Source organism: Pseudomonas chaetocerotis (assembly GCF_015712105.2).
Classification (GTDB): Bacteria; Pseudomonadota; Gammaproteobacteria; order Pseudomonadales; family Pseudomonadaceae; genus Aquipseudomonas; species Aquipseudomonas chaetocerotis.
On record NZ_JACFYX020000013.1, the window covers coordinates 22082 to 45197 of the forward strand.

18 protein-coding genes are annotated in these 23116 nt (G+C 63.3%); 7 read left to right on the forward strand and 11 right to left on the reverse strand.

What is annotated here, in order from left to right; genetic code table 11:
* Nucleotides 1-9 precede the first annotated feature (9 nt).
* The 3 genes from H3221_RS20660 to H3221_RS20670 form a co-directional block, all read right to left on the reverse strand.
* Complete coding sequence (locus tag H3221_RS20660; protein WP_196476004.1) at nucleotides 10-3693, reverse strand: translocation/assembly module TamB domain-containing protein; 3684 nt, start codon at nucleotides 3691-3693, stop codon at nucleotides 10-12.
* Nucleotides 3690-5417: an autotransporter assembly complex protein TamA gene (locus tag H3221_RS20665; RefSeq protein WP_196476005.1), complete on the reverse strand. Its 1728-nt coding sequence runs from the start codon at nucleotides 5415-5417 to the stop codon at nucleotides 3690-3692. The genes H3221_RS20660 and H3221_RS20665 overlap by 4 nt, the downstream gene beginning before the upstream one ends.
* Nucleotides 5418-5484: 67 nt before the next feature.
* The gene (locus tag H3221_RS20670; protein WP_196476006.1) at nucleotides 5485-6129 is read right to left on the reverse strand and encodes a GNAT family N-acetyltransferase; all 645 of its coding nucleotides are present in this window, start codon (nucleotides 6127-6129) and stop codon (nucleotides 5485-5487) included.
* A gap of 272 nt (nucleotides 6130-6401) precedes the next feature.
* On the opposite strand from H3221_RS20670, the gene xthA reads away from it, so the two are divergent.
* The 3 genes from xthA to H3221_RS20685 all read left to right on the forward strand — a co-directional run bounded on the left by xthA (nucleotide 6402) and on the right by H3221_RS20685 (nucleotide 9900).
* On the forward strand, nucleotides 6402-7214 hold the full coding sequence (gene xthA / locus H3221_RS20675; RefSeq protein WP_196476007.1) for an exodeoxyribonuclease III: 813 nt from the start codon (nucleotides 6402-6404) through the stop codon (nucleotides 7212-7214).
* 82 nt (nucleotides 7215-7296) lie between these two features.
* Nucleotides 7297-8679: a substrate-binding domain-containing protein gene (locus H3221_RS20680; protein ID WP_196476008.1), complete on the forward strand. Its 1383-nt coding sequence runs from the start codon at nucleotides 7297-7299 to the stop codon at nucleotides 8677-8679.
* Between the two features lie 228 nt (nucleotides 8680-8907).
* On the forward strand, nucleotides 8908-9900 hold the full coding sequence (locus H3221_RS20685) for a TerC family protein (protein ID WP_196476009.1): 993 nt from the start codon (nucleotides 8908-8910) through the stop codon (nucleotides 9898-9900).
* A 103-nt stretch (nucleotides 9901-10003) separates the two neighbouring features.
* On the opposite strand, the gene H3221_RS20690 is transcribed toward H3221_RS20685, so the two are convergent.
* The gene (locus H3221_RS20690; protein WP_196476010.1) at nucleotides 10004-11215 is read right to left on the reverse strand and encodes an acyl-CoA dehydrogenase; all 1212 of its coding nucleotides are present in this window, start codon (nucleotides 11213-11215) and stop codon (nucleotides 10004-10006) included.
* A 150-nt stretch (nucleotides 11216-11365) separates the two neighbouring features.
* Between H3221_RS20690 and H3221_RS20695 the strand changes: the two genes are divergently transcribed.
* Nucleotides 11366-12301, forward strand: coding sequence for a LysR family transcriptional regulator (locus H3221_RS20695; protein ID WP_192985184.1), 936 nt, complete (start codon nucleotides 11366-11368; stop codon nucleotides 12299-12301).
* 63 nt (nucleotides 12302-12364) lie between these two features.
* Here H3221_RS20695 and H3221_RS20700 read toward each other — a convergent pair whose 3' ends face one another.
* Both H3221_RS20700 and H3221_RS20705 read right to left on the reverse strand, forming a co-directional pair.
* A complete protein-coding gene (locus H3221_RS20700; RefSeq protein ID WP_196476011.1) occupies nucleotides 12365-12799 on the reverse strand; it encodes a DoxX family protein in 435 nt (144 codons plus the stop codon).
* A 105-nt stretch (nucleotides 12800-12904) separates the two neighbouring features.
* Entirely contained in the window at nucleotides 12905-14320 is a 1416-nt protein-coding gene (locus H3221_RS20705; protein WP_196476012.1) for an MltF family protein, read from the reverse strand.
* Nucleotides 14321-14594: 274 nt separating this feature from the next.
* Between H3221_RS20705 and H3221_RS20710 the strand changes: the two genes are divergently transcribed.
* The 3 genes from H3221_RS20710 to H3221_RS20720 all read left to right on the forward strand — a co-directional run bounded on the left by H3221_RS20710 (nucleotide 14595) and on the right by H3221_RS20720 (nucleotide 17436).
* On the forward strand, nucleotides 14595-15422 hold the full coding sequence (locus H3221_RS20710; protein ID WP_196476013.1) for a TatD family hydrolase: 828 nt from the start codon (nucleotides 14595-14597) through the stop codon (nucleotides 15420-15422).
* A 441-nt stretch (nucleotides 15423-15863) separates the two neighbouring features.
* On the forward strand, nucleotides 15864-16970 hold the full coding sequence (locus H3221_RS20715; protein WP_450091414.1) for a methyl-accepting chemotaxis protein: 1107 nt from the start codon (nucleotides 15864-15866) through the stop codon (nucleotides 16968-16970).
* Nucleotides 16971-17073: 103 nt separating this feature from the next.
* Complete coding sequence (locus H3221_RS20720) at nucleotides 17074-17436, forward strand: Mpo1-like protein (RefSeq protein ID WP_196476015.1); 363 nt, start codon at nucleotides 17074-17076, stop codon at nucleotides 17434-17436.
* A 1-nt stretch (nucleotide 17437) separates the two neighbouring features.
* Here the strand turns inward: H3221_RS20720 and H3221_RS20725 are convergent, their stop codons facing one another.
* From H3221_RS20725 to H3221_RS20745, 5 genes are all read right to left on the reverse strand, one after another.
* Nucleotides 17438-18235, reverse strand: coding sequence for an acyl-CoA thioesterase (locus H3221_RS20725; RefSeq protein WP_196476016.1), 798 nt, complete (start codon nucleotides 18233-18235; stop codon nucleotides 17438-17440).
* A gap of 106 nt (nucleotides 18236-18341) precedes the next feature.
* Nucleotides 18342-19112 (reverse strand): CHAD domain-containing protein, encoded by a 771-nt coding sequence (locus H3221_RS20730; RefSeq protein ID WP_196476017.1) that lies wholly within the window; start codon nucleotides 19110-19112, stop codon nucleotides 18342-18344.
* Nucleotides 19113-19212: 100 nt separating this feature from the next.
* The gene (locus H3221_RS20735; RefSeq protein WP_196476018.1) at nucleotides 19213-21198 is read right to left on the reverse strand and encodes a transglutaminase TgpA family protein; all 1986 of its coding nucleotides are present in this window, start codon (nucleotides 21196-21198) and stop codon (nucleotides 19213-19215) included.
* A complete protein-coding gene (locus H3221_RS20740; protein ID WP_196476019.1) occupies nucleotides 21195-22148 on the reverse strand; it encodes a DUF58 domain-containing protein in 954 nt (317 codons plus the stop codon). The genes H3221_RS20735 and H3221_RS20740 overlap by 4 nt, the downstream gene beginning before the upstream one ends.
* On the reverse strand, nucleotides 22148-23065 hold the full coding sequence (locus tag H3221_RS20745; RefSeq protein ID WP_160018171.1) for an AAA family ATPase: 918 nt from the start codon (nucleotides 23063-23065) through the stop codon (nucleotides 22148-22150). The genes H3221_RS20740 and H3221_RS20745 overlap by 1 nt, the downstream gene beginning before the upstream one ends.
* Between the last annotated feature and the right edge of the window lie 51 nt (nucleotides 23066-23116).

The window sequence follows — 23116 nt, forward strand, 5'->3', positions numbered from 1 at the left end:
GCGCGATCATCAGAAATCCCGTCGATAGAACAGGTCGAGCGAACTGGCCAGGCCGCTGGCCGCTTCCAGATAAATACGTCGGCTCAACTCGTAACGCAAGGCGATGGTGTTGGCCGGCTCGAACACACCTACGCCGTAACGAAGACTGAGACGCTCGGTGATATTGCCGCTGGCCACCACGCTGGTAGTCAGGCCACTGCCCTCGGTGTCGAGCTGGAAATCCTTGATACCCAGGCTGCTTGCCAGGCGGGTGGTAAGTGAACTGCTACCCGCCAGGCCGAGCGCCAGCGCAGCCTGAGCGAGCATGCTGTTGTCACCCGCGCCTTGCCCCAAAGGCCGGCCCAGCACCAGATAGGACAACGCCTGCTCCTGGCTCATGGCCGGTTCGGCGAAGACCGTGGTGCTGGGCTGCTCGGCACTGCCGGACAGGCGAATACCCGCGACGACCGTGTCGACCCGACGAATCGCTTCCACATCGAGGAACGGCTGATCGATAGGCCCGGTGAACAACAGTCGCGCGCGCCGAATGGTCAGGCGCTGGCCGTAGGCGCGATAGCGCCCCTTGACCAGGTCCAGCTCACCGCGAGTATCGAGGTTATCGCCGATGTGCACACGCCCGCGCAGGTCGGCAGTCAGGCCGAAACCGCTGAACGCCAGCTTGTCCTGCCCCACTTCGACATCGACATCCATGGCGATCCCCAGGCCCTGCTCGGGCTCGGACACTTCACTCCCGACCACGCGCGCATCGCCGGAGACCTTCACGGTAGAAGGCGGCAGTTCGCGTATGCTGATCAGCCCACGCGGCACGCCCACCTTGCCGCTGACGGCCAGGCGCTGAGCGCGCAACTGCAACCGCAGATCAGGCTCGACTTCCAACTCGGCATAGGGCTCGACCTTCACCGGCAAGCGCTGCCCCTGCAGCGCCAGATCGCCGCTCAGCCCCTCACGCCAGGTCAATTCGCCCCGCAGGTTGCCACGTCCCTGCTCACCGCTAAGCCAGTCACCGGAGAGCTGCACCTGCTCGCCCGCGATCATCGCCTGCAATTGCAGGTTTTCCAGACTGATCGGTAGCTCGCTCCCGGACAGCTCGCCGCCGTCCAGACGCAGTTGGCCATTGATCTGGGGTGCCAACAGATGGCCGTCAATGTTGCCGTTGCCCTGCAGTTTGCCTTCAAGCTTTTCCGCCATCGGCACGAAAGGACGCAGTACGGCGAGATCGAAACCGTCAAGACGAAACTCACCGCTGACCGGTTTGCTCGCCGGGCGCGGATCGATCTGCGCTTGCAACACCAACTCACCCAGCCGGGCACTGACGAAACGCAGTTGGCTTTCTACCCGCTGCGGGCGCAGCGTGCTGTCCAGACGCAGGCTGTCGTAAGGAAAGTCCAGCCACTGTTCCTCATCCGCCTGACGAACACGCAACGTGCCAGCGCCGGCATCGAGCACGACCTGACCATTGGGACCGCTTGCGGGTAGATCGACCTTGAATTGACCGTTTAGCTGCCCTTGCCAGGCGAAATCCTCGGGTAGCCAGGGCTGCAGGCTGGCCAGGGGGAAATTCTGCAGGCGCCAGTCCAGGCTGGGCTGCGGCATCAGCCTTTGCTGCCCGCCGCACAGGCTGGCATCGCCGGCTTGCCAGCAATGTGCGCCGAGCGTCAGGCGTCCGCTGGCCAGGCGCTCCAGTGTCGCAGCCTGCTGCAGTTGCCAGTCCTGGCCACCACTCTGCACACGACCACTGGCGATGCGCCCGCGCCAATCGCCCTGCTCGCTGAGGTTGCCATTCAGGGCCAGCGTCAGTTGCAGCAGTGGGCCTTGCAACTCCACCTCCAGCGCCTGGCGACGCTGATCGCCACGGCCATCGGCCTGCAAGCGCCCAAGGTAGGTGTCGCCGATGCGGATACCGCGCAGATTCAAGCCGATGCGCGCCTGCTGGCGGGCGTCCAGCGTCGCGTCCAGTTGCAGGCGCCGCAGGCTGGGGTCACCCAAGACCAGGCGCTCACCACTCAAGGCCAACTGACCCTGCGGTGCCTGCAAGGTGCCCGCCACGGACAGCTGGCCTTGCATCTGCCCTTGCAGACCAGGCCAGAGCTGCCCCAGACGTGGCAGGGCCAGTTCCAACTGACCCCGCAAGCGTTGATCCAGCGCACCCTGGCCGCTGATCCGGTTGTCGCCCATGCGCGCCAGCAGCCGCTCGAGCTGCCACTGCTCGCCAGCGCCGGCACCCTTTACCTGCAATTGCGCCGGCTGGCCACGCAGACGGCCATTGAGGTCGATATCAGCCGTGGCCTGCAGCGCACCGGCATTGAAACGGCCCGAGGTGTTCAGCGGCCCGGCCAGGTTACCCGGCATCTGCGCCAGCCAGTAACCCGGGTCGAGAGCGCGAAGCTGCAGCATGGCCTGCCAGTCGAAACCTTCGGCAAAACCCACCCTGACCACACCCTCGGCGCGGCCCTGACCGGCCACCAACTGCACTTGCGGCAGACTGACCTGGTCAAGATCGCCACTGACCGGACTGCTCAGGCTGAAGTCCCCCGCCGGCCCCTGCAATTGCGCGGCGAAATTCCCCAGGTAATTGCCTTCGCTGTAGCTGACTTCGGCCTGAAGCTGCTGCAATGCCACGGGTGGTGGCTGGTCCAGCGGGTACAGGCGCTGCCAGGGAAAATTCAACCAATCGAGTGTGGCGTCGGTCTGAAACGCCTCGCTCCAGGCCAGCACTCCGGTGAGCTGCAGGTGCTGCTGATCCTCGGCCTCGATGCGCAGCAATTCGATGTCCGCGCCCTTGGCATCGACCCGTCCGCGCAATGTCAGCGGCATCGGCGCCTCCTCGGCGGGCAGATTGGCGCTACCGTCGATTCGGTAGCCGCCGCTCAGGTCACCTTTTGCCGACAACGTCAGCGCCTGCAGGTGCAGCGTCTGCGGCAAAGCACTGCTGGCCTGGAAACTCCGACTGGTCAGGCGCAGTTCGGCAGGCAGGTGTTCGGCCAGCGCCTGCACCTGCCCTTCGAGGCGGGCGTCGAGATAGCCGCTGCTATCGGCCTCGACCTTCAGGCTGCGTTGCAACTCGCCGCCCACCTGCAGCGCTACCTGCCAGGCCTTGCCATCGACTTCCGGTAACTGCAGACGGCCACTCAGGGCCATCGGCCAATTGCCCTGCGGTGTCAGTTGACCGCTGACGTCCAGGCTCAGGTCATCGCGCTGCACGGCCAGGCGCTGCAGCTCCATGCCTTGCTCGTTCCAACTGGCGATCAGTTGGAGATCGCTCAGTTGCGCCTGGCCGTCCAGGCGCAGTTCGCCCAGCTGAACATCGCCCATCTGCAAGCGCAGTGGCAGTTTGAGGTTCGGCAGGCTCAACGGTTCGCTGCTCGGTTCACCGTTTGGCGGCAGGTTTAGCGCCGCCTGCTGCAGATGCAGACGCTCGACGCATAGCGTCAGACGCAACAGACAGGACGGCGACCAGGCCATATCCAGTTGCTGCAACTCCACACGCATCTCGCCCTGCTGCCAGATCAGCGCATCCGCCTGCCAGGCACCGCCCAGGCGCCCGATGAAGCTGTCGACCTGCAGACCCGGCACCTGCGCCAGCAACCAGCGACTGCCTGCCTGGGTGCCGAGCAGGGCCCAGAACACGGCGACCACCACCAGCACCAGACAAAGCAGGCCGGCAACCAGGCCTTTCAGCAGGCGCCGGGTCATAGCTCAGGCCCCATGGAGAAATGCAGGCGCACACCGCCGTCGTCATCCAGCGCATGGGCGAGGTCCAGGCGCAGCGGGCCAACCGGAGAAACCCAACGTACACCGAAGCCGACCCCGGTCTTCAAGGTGGGAAAGTCCAGCGAGTTGAAGGAATTGCCCTGGTCGATGAAGGTCGCCAGGCGCCACTTGTCGGTGAGGCTGTACTGGTACTCGGCACTGGCGGCGAACAGGTAGCGGCCACCGATCTTGTCGCCCTGGTTATTCTCCGGCGACAGGCTCTGGTAGTCGTAGCCGCGCACACTCTGATCGCCACCGGCGAAAAAACGCAGCGACGGCGGTACGGCGGAGAACCCATTGGTTTCGGTACCGCCGAACTGCACCCGACCCAACAGGCGATGATTGTCGAATACGGTGGTCAGGCCCTTGAGCATGACATTGCCGTGCAGCACATTGGCATCGGACAGTACGCCATCGACAGCGCCGCTCAGGTCGAACTGCACACGATAGCCCTGCTTAGGATCGAGGCGGTTGTCGGTGCGCAATAGCGAATAGCTGACGCCTGGCATGAGCAAGGTGCTGAGCCCGGAATCGTCGCCCAGGCGATACTCCTCACGCTGCCATTTCACCGACAGCACGCGTTGCCAACCACCGGGACGCTGGCTGTGCCACTCCGGACCAAGGGTAAGCAGGCGGCTCAAGCTGTCCTTGCTGGCCAATTCTTCGTATTGATAGCCGCCGGCCAGGCGCAGCTTGTCGGTCAGCGGCGGATCACCGGGAATGTCGTACCACAGACCGACGTTCTGCCGCGGTGCGGACAATTCGGTTTCCACCCCGTAGCTGTGTCCCTGCCGATTGCGCCAGTGGCGCGTCCAGTTGCCGCGCAGGCGTGGCCCGACGTCAGTGGAAAAACCCAGCCCCAGCCCCATGCTGCGAGGCTTGCGCACTTGCAGTGCCACCGCCACGGGAATGCGCAACTGGTCGGCCTGGGTCGGGATGGCATCGACCCGTATCGATTCGAAATAGCCACTGGACTGCAGCGCCTGATACGACTCGGCGATCAACTCGGAGTCGTAAGGTGTGTCTGGATCGAACGGCACCATGCGCCGCAGCAACTCTTCATCGAACGGGAAGTCACCACTGAAGGCGATATCGCCCAGGCTATAGCGCGGCCCGCTGACGAATACCAGCTCGATATCGGCAACCCCGGCTGCCGGATCGATTTCCAGGCGCTGGCGGGAAAATCGACCGTCGAAGAAGCCATAGCGCGAGGCCTGATTCTGGATCAGCCGTTTGGCGTCTTCGTAACGTCCATGGTTGAGCGCCGAACCGGCTTTCAAGCGGCTGGCACTGGGTACGCGAAAGGCTGGCAGTTCGCTGGCCGGACCTTCAATGCGGATATCGACGTTGCGCAGGCGAATGCGTTCGCCGGGCTCCACCTCGAGTACCAGGCGCGGCTTTTCGCCCTCCTCGATACGGCTACGAATGCGCGCCTGGTAATAGCCCAAGGCCTGAGCCGCCTTGTCGGCCTCACTCTCGGCGATGCGACGCAAACGCCGCAACGACTGTGCGTCGCGTCCATCGAAACTGCCGACATAGCCTTCAATATTGGCCTTGAGAGCCGAATTGCTCGGGGTGATTCGTACGTCCAGTTCGCTCGCTGCGAAAGCGCCCGTACTGATCAGCAGCAACGCCAGGCTGCGCTGAAAATGTCCATATACACTCATGGCGGAGGATGCTATCACGGAGCAGAGCCCTTGCCAGAGCCATTGCATGTGCGCCAACCAACCGGATTCAGGCGCTGGCTCTGACCACAGGTTGCGGATTGGGGTGAAAGAACACGTGTTCGATCACAGGGCCAATGGCCAGCTCGCCGATTTCCTCGTACCCCTGGCGCCGGTAGAACTCCAGATAGCGAGCATTGCCGGTGTCCAGCACCACGCCTTGCGAGCCGCTGTCCTGCGCGCACCAGTCATGCAGCGCTTCGAGCAACTGCTCGCCGCGATGTTGCCCCTGAAACTCGGGGTGAATACCCAGTAGCGGTAGCACGTGGTAAGGCCCGGGCGGCAGACTGGTAAGCACCGCATCGTGGTATTCGAGATAGCGCTTGGTGCAGCTGAAGCCGGTGCTCAGCAGCATGCGCAGACGCCACCCCCAGCTTTCGGTGATATCCAGGCGGCGCTGCGGTGGAGCGATAAGTGCCGCGCCGATCAGACGATCATCGATCAGCAGGCCGATGGCCGGCAGATCTTCGGCGAAGTGCCGCTGCACCAGTTCGCGAATCGTCGCGCGTACGCGCTGATCGAAACCTGGCCGCTGCGCTTCGAACAGATAAGCGAAGGTCGGCTCATGACGATAGGCATGGTAGAGCAGCGAACGGACCTCGCGGGCGTAGCCGCTATCGAGCATGCGCACTTCTGCTGGAGCGTTGTTGGGCATGGCGGACCTCTGTTGTTATGCGTTGTGGGTCAAGCGCGTCCCAGCCAACTTAGCACCACCACATGACACCCGCCAGGCGCTGGCCGCGAGCGCCGAGGATCGGCTAGCATCGCCATCTAATCTGAAAGTCGCGCAGCGACGTCCCCCCTTGCACCCTTTGCCCTCCGGCAGAAGGTAGCGCGAAGCGCCGGATGAGGGAGGGCACGCGGCGCAGGCTTTCGTCATCCGGGGTGTCTCTCGTGGCATACCCGTCAGCCCAGGACCCGCTGCCCATGAAAATCGTCTCCTTCAATATCAATGGCCTGCGTGCGCGCCCTCATCAATTGCAAGCCTTGATCGAAAAACACCAGCCGGACGTGATCGGCCTGCAGGAAACCAAGGTAGCCGATGAGCAGTTCCCCGAAGCCGAAATCCGCCAGCTCGGCTACCACGTGCATTACCACGGCCAGAAAGGCCACTACGGCGTCGCCCTGCTCTCGCGCCAAGAGCCGCTGAGCCTACAAAAGGGTTTTCCCGGCGATGCAGAAGACGCTCAGCGCCGCTTCATATACGGCACCTTCGCCGATGCCAGTGGCAATCCGGTCACCGTCATGAACGGCTATTTTCCGCAGGGCGAAAGCCGTGATCACCCGGTGAAATTCCCGGCCAAGCAGCGCTTCTACGCCGACCTGCAGCAATTGCTGGTGGAGCGCTTCGATCCACAGCAGGCGCTGGTGGTGATGGGCGATATCAATATCAGCCCGGAAGATTGCGACATCGGCATCGGCGAGCCCAATCGCCTGCGCTGGCTGAAAACCGGCAAGTGCAGCTTCCTGCCGGAAGAACGCGAGTGGCTGGCAACCCTCAAGAGCTGGGGCCTGGTGGACAGCTTCCGCCATCTCAACCCCGCCGTGAATGACCGCTTCAGTTGGTTCGACTACCGCAGCCGCGGTTTCGAGGACGAGCCCAAACGCGGCCTGCGCATCGACGTGATCCTCGCCAGCCAGCCGCTACAGGCGCGCTTCAAGGATGCCGGCATCGATTACGATCTGCGCGGTATGGACAAACCATCGGACCATGCGCCGATCTGGCTGGAACTGGCCTGAGACCGCGCTCGTAACATGACTGAAATCTGACTGACTTAATCTGCGTGGCACTTTCTCTCACCCACTAGAAGGTGCCTGCCGCATGCCGCGCGCCCTGCCTGCCATCGATCGTGACCTCTGGGGTCGCACCCTGTCCCTGCTGCTGATCGGCTTCATCTGCTACGCCCTGCCCCTTTCCGTGTTCGCCGCCCTGCCCGCTTCCCAGGGCAACCAACCGGTGCTGCGCATCCAGGGCTCCAACACCATTGGTGCCAAGCTCGGCCCGGAGCTGGTCAAAGGGCTGTTCGAAGCTCAAGGCCTGCGTGATATCCGCATTGAAGACGGCGCCCAGGACAATGAGCAGCGCATCGTGGCCCGCCAGGCCGATGGTCGCAGCGTGATCGTCGAAGTGGCCGCCCATGGTTCCAGCACCGGCTTCGCCTCGCTGCAAACTGGCAGCACCGATCTGGCCGCCTCGTCCCGCCCGATCAAGAGCAGCGAGGCCGCCAACCTGGCGAACCTGGGCGATCTGCACAGCCCGCAGAGCGAACAGATCATCGCCATCGACGGCCTGGCGATCATCGTCCACCCCGGCAACCCGATCAGCGCCCTCAGCGTCGATCAGATCGCCCAGCTGTTCTCCGGCGAGATCAGCGACTGGGCCGCCCTGGGCGGCAAGCCAGGCAAGGTGCAGCCGTACGCACGCGATGACAACTCCGGCACCTACGACACCTTCAAGGAACTGGTCCTGGCGCCTGGCGGACGGGCACTGGCTGCAAACGCCCGGCGCTTCGAGTCCAGCAACCAGCTCTCCGACCTGGTCAGCGGCGACCCCAACGGCATCGGTTTCATCGGCCTGCCCTACATTCGCCAGGCCAAGGCCGTCGCCGTGGCGGCAGGCGAGTCGCATCCGATGCTGCCGACTACCACGCTGATCGCCACCGAGGATTACCCGCTGGCTCGCCGCCTGTTCATCTACAACGACCCGCAACTGGAGAACCCCTGGGCCCGCGCTCTGGTCGATTTCGCCCACAGCCCCCGCGGCCAGGCGATCGTAGACAGCACGGGTTTCATCGCCCAGACCGTCCAGGCGGTAAAGGTCACCCCGCAAGCGCAGATGCCGGCCGACTATCGCCAGCTCGCCGAGCAGGCGCAGCGCCTGTCGGTGAACTTTCGCTTCCAGGAAGGCAGCGCGACCCTGGACAACAAGGCCTATCGTGACCTGCAACGCGTAATGGACTACCTCAAGCAGCACGACAAGCTGAGGAACAAGGTGGCGCTGGTCGGCTTCGGCGACCCCAAGAGCGACCCCGAGCGCGCCGAACTGCTGTCGAAACTGCGCGCCATGGCCGTGCGCCGCGAGCTGGCCAAACAAGGCGTACTGTTTCGTGAAATCACCGGTATGGGCAGCGAGCTGCCGGTGGCGGCCAACGACCAGGACAGCGGTCGCATCCGCAATCGCCGCGTCGAGGTCTGGGTCTATTAGAAACGCACGGTGCCTGCAGCAGCAGATGTAGGGTGCGCCAGCGTTTCCCGGTGCGCGCGGCGCCCCCTGCGTCTCGCCGCAACAGCTAACCCACGCTTGAGGCTTTCAGGATTAAACGTTAGTCTTCGCACCGCGTGACGCCGGGCCCCTCTGGCGGTGAGTTTCTCACCGTGATGTCGGAGTCACTGAGTGAATTTTTTCAACTCAGGCAGACATAAGGGAGGGCTCATGGACGCTCTACTTGCCTTTTTGACATCCCCCATCTTCGGTACACCCGGCTGGTTCTGGCTGGCCTTTCTGGTACTGATCATCGTATTGCTGGTGCTCGACCTCGGCGTACTGCATCGCGATCAGCATGAAATCGAAATGCGCGAGAGCCTGCTGCTGTATTCAGGCTACTTCAGTGTCGGTGTCGCCTTTGGCGGCTGGATCTGGTGGCAGCTCGGCGGCACCAAGGCGATGGAGTACTACACCGGGTTCCTGGTGGAGCAATCGCTGTCGATGGACAACGTCTTCGTCATGGCGATGATCCTCGGCTACTTCAATATCCCGCGTAAATATCAGCATCGCGTGCTGTTCTGGGGCATTCTCGGCGTGATCGTGCTGCGCGCGATCATGATCGGCCTGGGCACGGCCCTGGTGCAGCAGTTCGACTGGATTCTCTACCTCTTCGGCGCTTTCCTGCTGTTCAGCGGCATCAAGATGCTGCGCAGTGGTGGTGACGAGGAGTCGCACCCGGACCTGGCACAGAACCCGTTGATCCGCTTCGTGCGCAAGCACATTCGCGTCACCGACGAGCTGCACGAGGGCAAGTTTCTGGTGCGCCTGAAGGATCAGGTCAGTGGCAAGCCGCTGCTGTACGCCACCCCGCTGCTGCTGGCGCTGGTGCTGATCGAGCTGGCCGACCTGGTATTCGCGGTGGACAGCGTGCCGGCGGTACTGGCCATCTCGCAGGACCCGTTCATCGTCTACACCTCGAACATCTTCGCCATTCTCGGCCTGCGCGCGCTGTATTTCGCCCTGGCCGCACTGATGCACCGCTTCATCTACCTGAAGTACGCCCTGGCGCTGGTGCTGATGTACATCGGCGGCAAGATCTTCCTGCATGACCTGATCAAGGTTCCTGCCCTGCTCTCGCTTGGCGTCACCCTGGGGCTGCTGGCAGGCGGGGTAATCCTGTCGCTGCTCAATACCCGAGACCAGAAAGCCCCGGAACACTGAGAAACAGCGTTTCCGGAGTTCACACAGAGACCGAGCAGCAGAGTCGACAGCTCATGAACAACGAGGCCCGCAGATGCGGGCCTCTTTGCTTTGGGTTGCGGGATCAGCGACTGGGCACGTACTTGCCGATCTCGAACTTGCCGATGGCTGCACGGTGCACCTCGTCCGGGCCGTCGGCCAGGCGCAGGGTACGCTGCATGGCGTACCAGTAGGCCAGCGGGAAGTCGTTGGACACACCCGCGCCGCCGTGCATCTGAATCGCACGGTCGATCACCTTGAGCGCCACATTGGGCGCCACCACCTTGATCTGGGCAATTTCGCTAGCGGCGATCTTGTTGCCCACGGTATCCATCATATAAGCCGCGTTCAGGGTCAACAGGCGTGCCTGGTTGATCTCCATGCGTGAATCGGCGATGTGATCGATGTTGCCACCCAGGCGCGCCAGGGGCTTGCCAAAGGCGGTGCGCGAAACGGCACGTTTGCACATCAGTTCCAGGGCACGCTCGGCCATGCCGATCGAGCGCATGCAGTGGTGGATACGGCCCGGGCCCAGGCGGCCCTGGGCAAGCTCGAAGCCACGCCCTTCGCCCAGCAGCACGCTCTCGTAGGGCACCCGCACGTTCTCGAACAGCACTTCGGCGTGGCCATGCGGCGCATCGTCGTAACCGAACACCGGCAGCGGACGCAACACAGTGACGCCTGGCGCATCCATCGGCACCAGAATCATCGAATGCTGCTGGTGGCGCGGCGCGTCCGGGTTGGTCAGGCCCATGAAGATCATCACCTTGCAGCGCGGGTCGCAGGCACCGGAGGTCCACCACTTGCGGCCGTTGATCACCCACTCATCGCCCTCGCGGCGAGCATTGGCCTGCATGTTGGTGGCGTCGCTCGATGCCACGCCCGGCTCGGTCATGGCGAACGCAGAGCGAATCTCGCCGGACAGCAGCGGCTCCAGCCATTGCTGCTTCTGCGCCTCGTTGCCGTAGCGCACCAGCACTTCCATGTTGCCGGTATCCGGCGCGGCGCAGTTGAACGGCTCCGGGCCGATCAGCGAGCGGCCCATGATCTCCGCCAGCGGCGCGTATTCGGTGTTGGTCAGGCCGGCGCCGTAGTCGGACTCGGGCAGAAACAGGTTCCACAGGCCCTCGGCTTTGGCCTTGTTCTTCAGCTCTTCCATGATTGCGGTCGGCTGCCAGCGATCACCTTCAGCCACCTGCTGCTCGAATACCGCTTCGGCCGGATAGACGTGCGCTTCCATGAATGCGCTGACACGTTCACGCAGCTCTTGAACCTTCGGGGAATAGGCGAAATCCATGGAATTACCTGTGTGTGATAAAGGGTGAGAGGTTGTGGAAATGATGCTAGAACAGCGCTTAAGATTTATCTAACCTATTTTCAGCGTGTATGAACATTCATAACCGATATATGATCGATTGATATCGACGCCCCCTGGAGCACTGCCGGCATGAACCTGACCAAGGTGGATCTGAACCTCTTCATCGTCTTCGACGCCATCTACACCGAGGCCAACCTGACCCGTGCCGGGCAGATCGTCGGCATCACCCAACCCGCGGTTTCCAACGCCCTCGCCCGTCTGCGCGAAACCTTCAACGATCCACTGTTCGTGCGTACCGCCCAGGGCATGGTGCCGACGCCGATGGCGCAGAACATCATCGGCCCGGTGCGCAACGCCCTGCAGTTGCTGCGCGTTTCAGTGCAGGAAAGCCGAACCTTCAACCCGCAGCAGGCCGGCAAGACCTATCGCATCAGCATGACCGACCTGTCGGAGCAAATCCTCCTGCCACCGCTGTTCCAGCGCCTGCGTCGCCTGGCGCCGAGCGTATGCATCGAGAGCTTCCTGGCCAAGCGCCGCGAAACCACCAAGGAACTGGCCGCCGGCCGTCTCGATTTTGCCGTCGACGCGCCACTCAATACCGACCCGCAGGTTCGTCACGTCAAGTTGCTGGATGATCGTTACGTCTGCGCCATGCGTCAGGGGCATCCACTGGCCAAGGAAAAGATAAGCCTCGACGAATACCTGTCGCTGAGCCATATCCATATCTCCAGCCGCCGCAGTGGCCTCGGCTATGTGGATCTGGCCCTGGGCAAGATGGGCATCCAGCGCAAGATTGCCCTGCGCTCGCAGCACTACCTGATGGCCGGTAGCGTGTTGCAGCAGACCGACATGGTGATGACCGTGCCGGAGCGCTTCGCCCGCCGCCACAACCTGCATCATGTGGCCCTGCCGGTTGGTGATGTGCCGGCCCTGGAAACTCACCTGTACTGGCACGAAAGCACCGATCAGGACCCGGCCAACCGCTGGATGCGCGAGCAGATGATCGAGCTGGCACAGCAAGTCGCCGCGCAGGAGAAAAAAGCCGAGCAAGCTGCTACGGCCTGATAGTTCGCAACAGAACGCAAAAAGGCCCGTGTGTGCGGGCCTTATCGTTGTTACCGGATTGAATCAGCGGGCGAGTTTGCTATCGATCGACAGCTTGCCGGCGCCTTCGAACACCAGCGCCACGCTGATGGCCAGCAGAGCCAGGGCGAACTCGTAACCGTTGTTGCTCATGAAGAAACCGTTGGCGAAATGCACGGTGAAGATAGCCACCAGCATGGTCACCGCCAGCACCGCCGCGGCCGGACGCACCAGCAGACCGATGATCAACGCCACGCCGCCAAAAAACTCGGCGCTACCGGCAGCCAGTGCCATCAGGTAGCCCGGGGCCAGGCCGATGCTCTCCATCCACTGCGCCACGCCAGCCAGGCCATACCCACCGAACCAGCCGAACAGCTTCTGCGCGCCATGGGCGGCGAAGGTGATGCCGGCGACGATACGCAAAATGGTGATGCCGAAGCTGGCTTGGGTGGCGGTGATGTTCTTGATCAGGTTGTTCATTGCAACGCTTCCTTGGTGTGTGGGAGTTGATGGCGCACAGAATATCCAATTTATTCGATAAAAAAACAGCAAAATACCGTTAATCAGTATCGATAAAATAAATACTTAATTAGCCGTCAGACGCCGTTCCTGCGGTTCGAGCAGATAACGCTCACGGTCATAAGCAAGGTAGTACTTATTCACCGCATTCACATAACTCACCACACCCATGCCCATTTGCTCCATGGCCACACGTTCGACCTGGAAGAACCACTGATTGGGATTGAGGCCACGTCTGCGTGCCTCGGCGCGCAGGCTCTGAACCCGTTGCGGGCCCAGGTTGTAGCCCGCCAGGATGAACGCCATGCGTTCGCGTTCGTTGAGTTGCGGGCTGTTGAAGAAATTGCGGCGAATCATCGCCAGGTACTTGCTGCTGGCCCGGACGTTACCGTCAAGATTCTGGATGTTGCTCACCCCGACGCTACGCGCCGCCGCCGGGGTGATCTGCATCAGCCCGGTCGCGCCGCTGGCGCCGCGCGCCGATGGGTTCAACGTCGATTCCTTGAATGCCAGCGCAGCCAGCATCAGCCAATCGAATCCCTGCTGCTCGGCATGCTCCTGCAGCACCGGGCGTACCTTCTCCAGGCGCTGTCGTTCAGTGCGCCCCAGTGGTGAATGCACCTTATATAGACGGCGATAGACACGCTGGAACGCCACATCCTGGTCGGCCGGGCTCTCATAGCTGCTGAAGAAACGGTCGATGCTGGCACGCAGCATCGGCGCATTGGGGCGCACGAACCATTTCATATCGCCATCGCGCGCCAGAATAAGATGCCTGTCGACGCGCAGCTTGGGCATCACCTTGGCCCAGCGCTCGGCGATTGGCAGCTCTACCGCAGTACGCTCGAAGATGCCGGCCTGGACCATTTCCAGTACATCTTCGACCGCCAGGCTGGGGTCTACCCACTCGACCACGATGGGCGGCAGTTTGCGATCGGCCAGCTGCTGGTTGATCAATCGCAGTGCCTCTCCCACCGCACTGCCCGCGGGCAATGAAAGACTGCGGCCGGCCAGCTGTTCAAGGCTGCGGTAATGTCGGTTGCCCTGTTTCGACACCAATACCAGCGGCACTTCACGGCGAATCGCCGTGCTGGCACTGACATCGTGCCCAGTGCGTACATTGAGTAGCTCGCCGGGCGCGACCAGATCGCCCTCGCCGCGCTGCAATGCGCCAAGCAGCTGGTCCTTGGCTTTGGGGATGATTTTCAGCCTGAGGCTGCGACCATCCCGGGAGTTGCGGTTGAGGTACTGCTCGAACGCGCGTAAGCGGTGGTACTCGACGCCGATGCTCTGCCCCTTGACCGAACCCGAACTGTTTCGGCTCTGATTGACCAGCACCCGCAGTTCGCCGCTGCTGCGAATCGCCGGCAGATCACGAGCGCTGCGGGCCTGGCTACCGACCTCAGACGGGCCGGCCACGCGCGCACTGACCGACATCGGCAGCGCAGCCAGCAGACACAGGATCAGCAGCAATCGCGACATCGACTCTCCAGGGAAGGCGGTAGGCCGCCGAAGCCTCATCCTTTTGGTGGCTGCTGTGCGCCGATGCGCGACAGACGGTTACCGACCGTAAACCCGCCAGACAAGTTCGCGAGGTCGGCGGGTCGCGGAGATTGGCACAGCCGAATGCTGCCGCGCCACCCCATAACCTTGCATCAACCTTAAAAACAGCGAACAACTTATTGTTTTAAATCGGCTTCCTGACGAACGGAGACCATCTGCTATTCTGCCCCACTCGCGTCAAACAGGTGGCACCATGCAACTCATTGATATTGCCGTCAATCTCACCCATCCCAGCCTCGCTGTGCAGGCCGAGGCGCTGCTCGAGCGCGCCTATGCAGCCGGCGTGTGTCAGCTGGTGCTGACCGGCACCAGTCTGAATGAAAGCGAGGCGAGCCTCGAACTCTGCCGACAGCTGGATAGCAGCGGCCAGCGCCTGTTCAGCACCGCCGGGGTCCATCCGCACGATGCCAGTTCGTGGAGCGGCGCCAGCAGCGATGCCCTCAAGTCGCTACTGGCGCAACCGCAAGTGCGCGCCGTGGGTGAATGCGGGCTGGACTTCGATCGTGATTTCTCGCCACGCCCGGCACAGGAAAAAGCACTGGAAGAACAACTGGCACTTGCCGTCGAGTTGCAGATGCCGGTGTTTCTTCATGAACGCGAAGCCAGCCAGCGCCTGCTGGAGATCCTGCGCAACTATCGCGATCAGTTGCCCGCAGCAGTGGTGCACTGCTTTACCGGCGAGCGCTCTGCACTCTATGCCTACCTCGATCTCGACCTGCATATCGGCATCACCGGATGGGTCTGCGACGAACGTCGCGGTACGCATCTGCATCCGCTGCTCAAGGACATCCCCGGCGAGCGCCTGATGCTGGAGACCGATGCGCCCTTTCTGCTGCCGCGCAGTCTGCGCCCCAAGCCCAGGAGCGGGCGGAACGAGCCCGCCTTTCTCGGTGAGGTCCTGCGCGAGGTGGCGCGACATCGCGGGCAGAGCGCAGAAGCCCTGGCGGCACAAACAACAGCCTGTGCCAGGAGGTTCTTCCAGATGCCGGCCATACTGGATGAAGCCTCACCAGAGTATTGATTGACGTCAAGACTCTGGCTGCTTTCCCCGGCATACTGATGGCACTTAGCCAATAGTGAACGCAACGAGACGGACAATCACAGCATGAGCGCCTGGATCAGCGATCTTTCTCTCAAGTACAAATTCTGGGCGGTCAATGCCGTGGCCTTCGTCATCAGCCTGATGCTGGTGCTGTTCGCCCTGCAGACCGAGCAGCAGGCACGCAGTGCCGATGCCAGGCAGGCTGCAATCGCGCAGGCGCGCCTGCTCCAGCAGTGGCCACAGCAGGCGGCACTGCCCAGTTCGAGCAACATTCAGGTGGGCAACGGCAGCCTGCCAGGCGCTCAAGGTGGCCCCGACGCCAGTGGCTGGCAGGTAATGGAGCATGACGCGCGCCTTGGCGACTCCCCCGTGATCGGTGCGCAGCACGTCACCCTCAGCGATGGGCGCACCCTGGCGATCATGGCGCGCGCGCCCAGCCTGCTCGATCTGTTCGCTCAGCATGCGCTGACCTATGCCGCCGCAGTCGCGGTGTTGATGCTGTTGCTGCTGGCTGCCTCGCAGTTGCTGATCCGCTTTCTCTTGAGCCACCTCAACACCCTCAAGGATGTGATGCTGCAGGCCGAGCGCAGCGGTGACCTGTCCCTGCGCGTGCCGCTGGACAGCCGCGACGAGGTCGGCCAGATGGCTGCCGCCTTCAATGCCATGCAGGCCGGCTATCAGCGTGTAGTCGGCACCGTCGGCCAGGTGGCCAGCGAACTGGACAGCAGCACCCGCGACATGGCCCAACGCATGGGCTCCGTACGCCAGGGCATGCTCAGCCAGCAGAGCGAAACCGATCAGGCCGCCACTGCGATCAACGAGATGTCGGCGACCGTTCAGCATATTGCCGATCACGCCGGCACCACCCGCGACCAGTCGCTCACTGCCGACCAGCTGGCCCGTGCCGGTCAGCAGGTGGTGGAACGGGTCGAGCAATCCATCGCAGCCCTGTCGCAAGGCGTGCGCCAAAGCGCCGCCAGCATCGAGCGCCTGGCTGAAGACAGCCAACACATCAGCCGCGTGGTCGGCGTGATTCATGGCATTGCCGAGCAGACCAACCTGCTCGCCCTCAACGCCGCTATCGAGGCTGCCCGCGCCGGCGAAATGGGTCGCGGCTTCGCCGTGGTCGCCGACGAGGTACGCAACCTGGCCAAACGCGTGCAGGACTCCACCGACGAAATCACCCAGATGATCGGCAACCTGCAGGGTGGCACCCGCGACGCGGTGGAGTTCATGCGCGAAAGCTCGGAGAACGCCAACCATTGCGTACAACTGGCGCAAGAAGCCGGCGAGTCACTGGCGGCGATCACCGCCGCCGTGGCGCTGATGCGTGACAGCAATACGCAGATCGCCGTGGCCGCCACGCAGCAGAGCCAGGTGGCCGAAGAGATGAGCCGCTCGGTGGTGGGCATCCGTGACGTCACCGAACAGACCGTCGGGCAGACGCTAGAGTCGGCCGCCACTAGCCAGCAACTCGCCCAACTGGCAGGCGAGCTGAACAAGGCCATCCGCCAGTTGCGCCTGTAGAGGGTGCCGTTTGGGCAGAAGCCTATCTGCGCCATAGCCAGGAGCAATTCGCTCTGCATGGGCGGCACTCCTAGACTCGTTTCATCGAGTCGAGGATCGCCCCATGAGCAAACGTCACCCCAACCTGCTGGCCTGGCAATGGCGCCATTACGCCAGCCAGCATCGGCATCCCGCCAATCTGCTGCTGCACCTGATCGCCGTGCCGCTCTTTCTGCTGTCGCTGATACTGCTGCTGATCGGTCTGTGTAATCTGCGGTTCGTGCCTTTGGCACTGGGCTGCATCGGTCTGATCGCCGCCCTGATGCTGCAAGCTCACGGCCACAGACTGGAACAACAACCCGTTGAGCCCTTCGCCAGCAAGGGCGATGCGGTGAAGCGCCTACTGCTGGAGCAGTGCGTGACGTTCCCGCGCTTTCTTTTCAGCGGCGCGTGGTGGCGCGCCTGGCGCCAACACCGGCGCCACTGAATCAGGCAAAGACGGTCACGGTCTGCCGGCTCAAGGCGATCAGCTCACCTGCAGCGGTCCACATTGCTGCCGCCACGTGCCCGTAGCCGTCGCGAGCATGTTCGATATCCGCGCGATACAGGCACCAGTCTTCACTGTTGAGGGTGTGTAGCGGCTGGACGAACTCGATGGTCCAGGTCAACGAGCTGCCCGGCGCAGGGCTTTTCAAATACGGCAATACCGCTGGCGGCCAGGCATCGACCAGTGCCAGCACATGCGCCTCGCTGAGGGCCTGTGGCTCGAGCTCACCGCGCAAGCGCACCCAGCCGCCCATCTGCCGCGACGGCGTGTTGCTGAAAGGCATGCCGCCAATCCCCCAACGCATGGCCAGAAAGCGGGTGAACTCCGGCGTGACATTGCGCACGTAGGGCAACTCCTGGCACTGCTCGACCGGCGTGATCTGAGGTGCGGCAAGCGCCTCCACGGCAATCGCCGAAGAACGCGATGCACCAAAACTGCCCTGAACCACGGTCACCACCTGGCCATCCTGAACTGCACGCAGGGACATCTGGCTGACCGCCTTGCCCTCGCGCAGCACCTCGGCCTGGAAACTTACGGGAACATCCGGCGCTACTGGCCCGACGAAGGTGATGGCCAGCGAGCGCACCGGCCGTCCCTGCGGCACCTTGGCGCGCATGGCCTCGAACGCCAGTGCCGCCACCAGGCCGCCGAAACTCGCGCGGCCCTGCCCCCATTCAGCCGGAATCACCACGGCATCGGGATCGCGGCGCACCGCTTCGAGCATTTCGGAAAAGATCATATGTACCTCGGCATTCATCGATGGCGACGATCTTAGGGGATGGTGGCAACTGAACGATAGCCTACAAGGGCGCCTATTCGGTCATATTTGCGGCGAAAATGTCGCCTTATTCCACGTTGGGAAAATCGCCATACAGTGCCAGCAAGGCTCCATCAGCGCGTTGCTCAGCGTCCAGCTGAGCCTGCAGCCAGATTGCCCGGCAAGGGCTCAGCGACGCCTGTGCATCGGCCTGCGCCAGCCATTGCAGATGATCGTGCCAGTCGCCCAGGGCGCTTTGCGCACGTTTGAGCCTGAGTTGCGCCGCCTTGCTCAAACGACTTTGTGCCGGGTAGGTTTCAGCCGCGTAGCGCACACGTTTGATCAGCAGGCGCAGGCGATGGCGGTCATGCGCCGGATCGCGCAACGCGCGGGCCAGTTGCCTTTGCTGGCGTCGCAAACGACGCCGGATGCGCTTGTCCACGTCATTCAATTGGCCTTGCCTGGCCGCTTCACGCCAGTTCGCTGGCCAGCCGTCGAGCAACAGCATCAGGTCCGCCAACTCACGGCTGCTGGCAATGGCAGCGTAACCTGAGGCGCGCTGGGTCTCATCGGCAGGCGCCAGATGGACCAGGCCCAGGCGCGCCACCTCGGCCACCAATACCTCACGGTCACGTAGCGGTCCGCTGAGGCGGCCCAGCACCGCGGCTCCCTGCTCCAGCGCATCCACCGCCGGCAAACCGCGCAACGGACGCAACAGGCTGCGCAATTGCCGCAAGGCAATGCGCAGGTCGTGCAACGCCTCGGTGTCGGTGCAGTCGGCCAAACGTGCCTGGCAGGCATACAGTCGCACCTGCAGAGCCAGGACGCGTCCCAGGCAAGGTTCGATGAAATCGCTCATGCTCGCTCCTCTCAAACGACGATGTGCCCAGGCTAACAGCCCGACCACTCACTCACACAAGTGACCAACAGGGCGTTGATGAACGACCTGCCAATGAGCGCTATCGCGACAGACGCCAGGGTAATGCGCTGCGCAAATCACTCAACGCCTTTCGCAGAGCGTCACGCGAAACTGGCCCGCCAGCATAGCGCTGCTGCTCGAAGCAACGGGCAAATGTCTCGATCTGCGCCGCCTGCTCAGGCAACTGCTGCGCCGCGCGCAACGCGAAGGAGCGCGCACCCTCACCCGCTTCTCGGCGCACGTCATGGCGCGCCAGCAGTCGCTCGAACTTGCGAAAAGCCTGGCGTTGCGGATCAGGCCGTTGTTGCCAGGGCTTGAGCAAACACAACGCCAGCAGGCCAATCAGAAGGGCTCCAGTGCCCACCAACACGAGCGCCAGACGCTGCCAATCGAAGCTGCCGAACCAGTTCTGCAGCAGTTTCAGCTGCTGCTCGCCCTGATAACCCAGCACCCAGCGCTGCCAGCCGTAATTGAGGTTCTCCCAGCTCATGCGCAGTTGATTGAGCCAGGCCAGCTCGCGGTAGCGCAACGGCGAGAAGGGCTGGTCCTCGAGAAAGCCATCCTCCTCGGTCAAGGCCTCTTCCAACCCTTGTTCGATACGCTCCGGCGCTACCTGAAAGGTCGGATCGACGCTGCGCCAGCCTTGCCCCGGCTGCCAGTACTCGACCCAGGCATGAGCGTCGAACTGGCGTACCTGGATGTAGTTGCCATTGGGATTGAGCTCGCCGCCCTGATAACCGGCGACCACCCGCGCGGGAATACCTGCGGCCCGCAGCACGAAGGTCATGGCACCGGCATAGTGTGCGCAGAAACCGCGCTGGGTGTTGAACAGGAAATCGTCGATGCTGTCGCTGCCCAGAGGCTGCGGGCGCAACGTGTAGACGTACGGTTCACGGTTGAAATGCTGCAGCACTGCCGCCACCAGCGCGTCGCTCTGTGGATACTTCGCCTTCAGTTCAGCCGCCCAGGCACGACTGCGCGGGTCGCCCTGCTGGGGCAATTGCAGCGCCTGACGGATACCCCGCGGTTCGGCCTGCGCCTCCCGCACGGCCTCGGGCCAGGAGCGCACCTGGTACAACAACGGCCGATCCACCGGACGCAGTCTCTGCCAACGGAAGTCGTTCATCATCCGCCCGCTGTCCTGCGCCATCTCGCCGACATCCAGAGCGTACAGCCAGCGCTTGCCGCTGGGCTGCATGATGATGCTGTAATCGAGCGGCGCGCCGGCCTTGCTCCACTGCGGCGCTATGGGCACATCAGCGTAGCCGGACTGCGACCAGCGCCTGCCATCGAAGCGCTCCAACGTCAGAGCACGCCAGTACAGCTGCCCTCTTGGCGGCACCTCACGCTCGAAACTGGCGCGAAAGGCCAGCGCCGAGGAACGACTGAGCTCGGCGATATCAGCCGGCTCCATGCTGTCCGACAGCCCCGTGACGCCCTTGTCGTTAGGCAGTGGCAGCGACCACAACGGCCCCATGCGCGGAAAGAACACGAACAGCAGAAGCATCAGCGGCAGCGCTTGCAGGACCAAGCCACCCGCCAGGCGCAGGGGCGGCCAGGGGCGTTCGGCAAAACCACTGTGCTGCAGGCCGACCAGCGCGGTCAGCAACGCCGTGACCGGCAGCAGGCTGTAGAGCGCGGCCAGAATGCCGTCCTCGAACAGATAGGCGGTCACCACGCAAAAGAAACCCAGGAAGATCAGCACCAGCGCATCGCGCCGCGTACGCATCTCCAGCAGCTTGAGGGTGAAGGTGGCAATCAGCAGCACCGACGCCGCATCCAGCCCCACCAGGGTGCCGCGCGAAAGCAGGATGCCAGCCAGCACCAGCAGTACCAGGCCGCCTTTGGCCCAGCCATTGGGATAGCGCGCACGCATGCGAAAGATCTGCACGCGCCAACCGGCGGCGCCCAGCCATAGTGCGATCATCCACAGCGGCAGATGCACCAGGTGCGGCACGATCACCAGCACCTGGGCGACCAGCAACCAGGTCAGGGCAATTCTCGGGATACCCGGCAGGCTGCTCATGCACGCGCTCCGAACAACGCCAACGCGCGCAGGCAGGCATCGCGATGGCCTTCACCATGATCCGGGGCAATCACCTGCCCGGGCAGTTGCAGGCCGAAAGCCTGTTGCCGCTCGGTGAACTGCAGCACCCAGTAGCAAAGCAGTGACAAACGCATTTCGCTGTCGCCAGCCAGGCTGTCGAAGTCCAGCCATAGATCACGACCGCTGAGCATGGCGAAATCCTTGACCAGCAGGCCCTGGCCGCGTGAATAGGCCTTCCAGTCCAGACGCCGTTTCGAGTCGCCTGGCTGATACTCGCGCAGGCCCTGGAAATCATCGGCGCCCTGGCCGCGGGCACGCATGCCCTCTTCCTCCTCGTCGCCCAGGCCCGCTGACAACGGCAATTCCCCCTCCAGCGGCCGCGGGTAGACCAGCACCGCCTGATCCAGATCGACCCAGCTCCAGGCCACCAGCAAGCCCAGAGGGAAACGACTCTCCACCCGCAGACGCTCGGGCCGCAGCCAGCCACGCCGTACGGCTGGCTGACTCAGATCCACTTCGGTCTGTCCCTGGCGCGGCACGTCGCGCACCACCAGGTCAGATGGTGGCCAGCCCAGCGCCACGGCCTGGCGCTCACGCTCGGGGCTCTCCAGGCGCACGCGAAAACGCGCATGCTCGCCGACGAACACCGCACCACCGCCACCGGCCTTGAGCACCAACCCGGACAGGTTGCGGTAGGTATGCAGGATGGTGACGACGAACACCGACACCAGCAGGAAGGTCAGCCCGTAGGCCAGGCTGTTCTGGTAATTGATGCCCACCAGCAACATCAACAGCAGGGCCACGGCAAAGACTGCACCTACCCGGCTGGGCAGAATAAAAATGCGCCGTTGATTCAGGCGCACGCTGGCCGCTGGCGGAATGCGCCTGGCCAACCAGCGCCGCCAGAGCGGCTTCAGCGCTGCACGCATCAGAGCGCCGGCACTTCGCGCAGCAGCCATTGCACCAGACTGCCGCCACCGTGGCCGGTGGGGTCGGCGCGCTCGCGCAGGCGATGCCCCACCACCGACGGCAGCACCGCTTGCACGTCCTCGGGAATGACGTAATCACGCTCGGCCAGCAAGGCCCAGGCCCGAGCAGCAGCCAGCAACGCCAGACTGGCGCGCGGCGACAAGCCCCAGGCGAACTGCGGCTGGCTGCGCGTCGCCTCGACCAGGCGCAGCACATAGTCGATCAGCGCATCGCTGGCACGCACCTTCGGCACTTGCGCCTGCAGACGGGCCAGTTCGGCATGGTCGAGAATGGATTCCATGCGCGGCAACAGATCGCGCCGAGCATCGCCCAGCAACAATGCCCGTTCCGCAGCTTGCGCCGGATAGCCCAGCGACAGGCGCATGAGAAAACGATCAAGCTGGGATTCGGGCAAGGCGAAGGTGCCGCCACTGCTGACCGGGTTCTGCGTGGCGATGACGAAGAATGGCTCAGGCAGCGGCCGGGTCGCGCCCTCGATGGTCACCTGGCCCTCCTCCATGGCCTCGAGCAGCGCGCTCTGACTTTTCGGCGTGGCACGGTTGATTTCATCGGCCAACACCAGCTCGGCGAAAATCGGCCCCGGATGAAAGACGAACTGCCCGCTGTCCTTGTCGAACACCGAGGTGCCAAGAATGTCGCCCGGCAGCAGGTCGGAGGTGAACTGGATGCGCTGGAAGCTCAGCCCCAGCACCCGCGCCAGGGCATGACTGAGGGTCGTCTTGCCCATGCCCGGCAGGTCTTCGATCAACAGGTGCCCACGCGCCAGCAGGCAGGTCAGCGCCAGACGCACCTGCGCCTCTTTGCCCAGCAATACCTGATTGACCGAGTCGAGACAGGTGTCCAGTTTGGTTCGCATCGTTCGCTCCTTATGCAGAACGCCGATGCTACTGGGGCGCCGGGGCGCGGC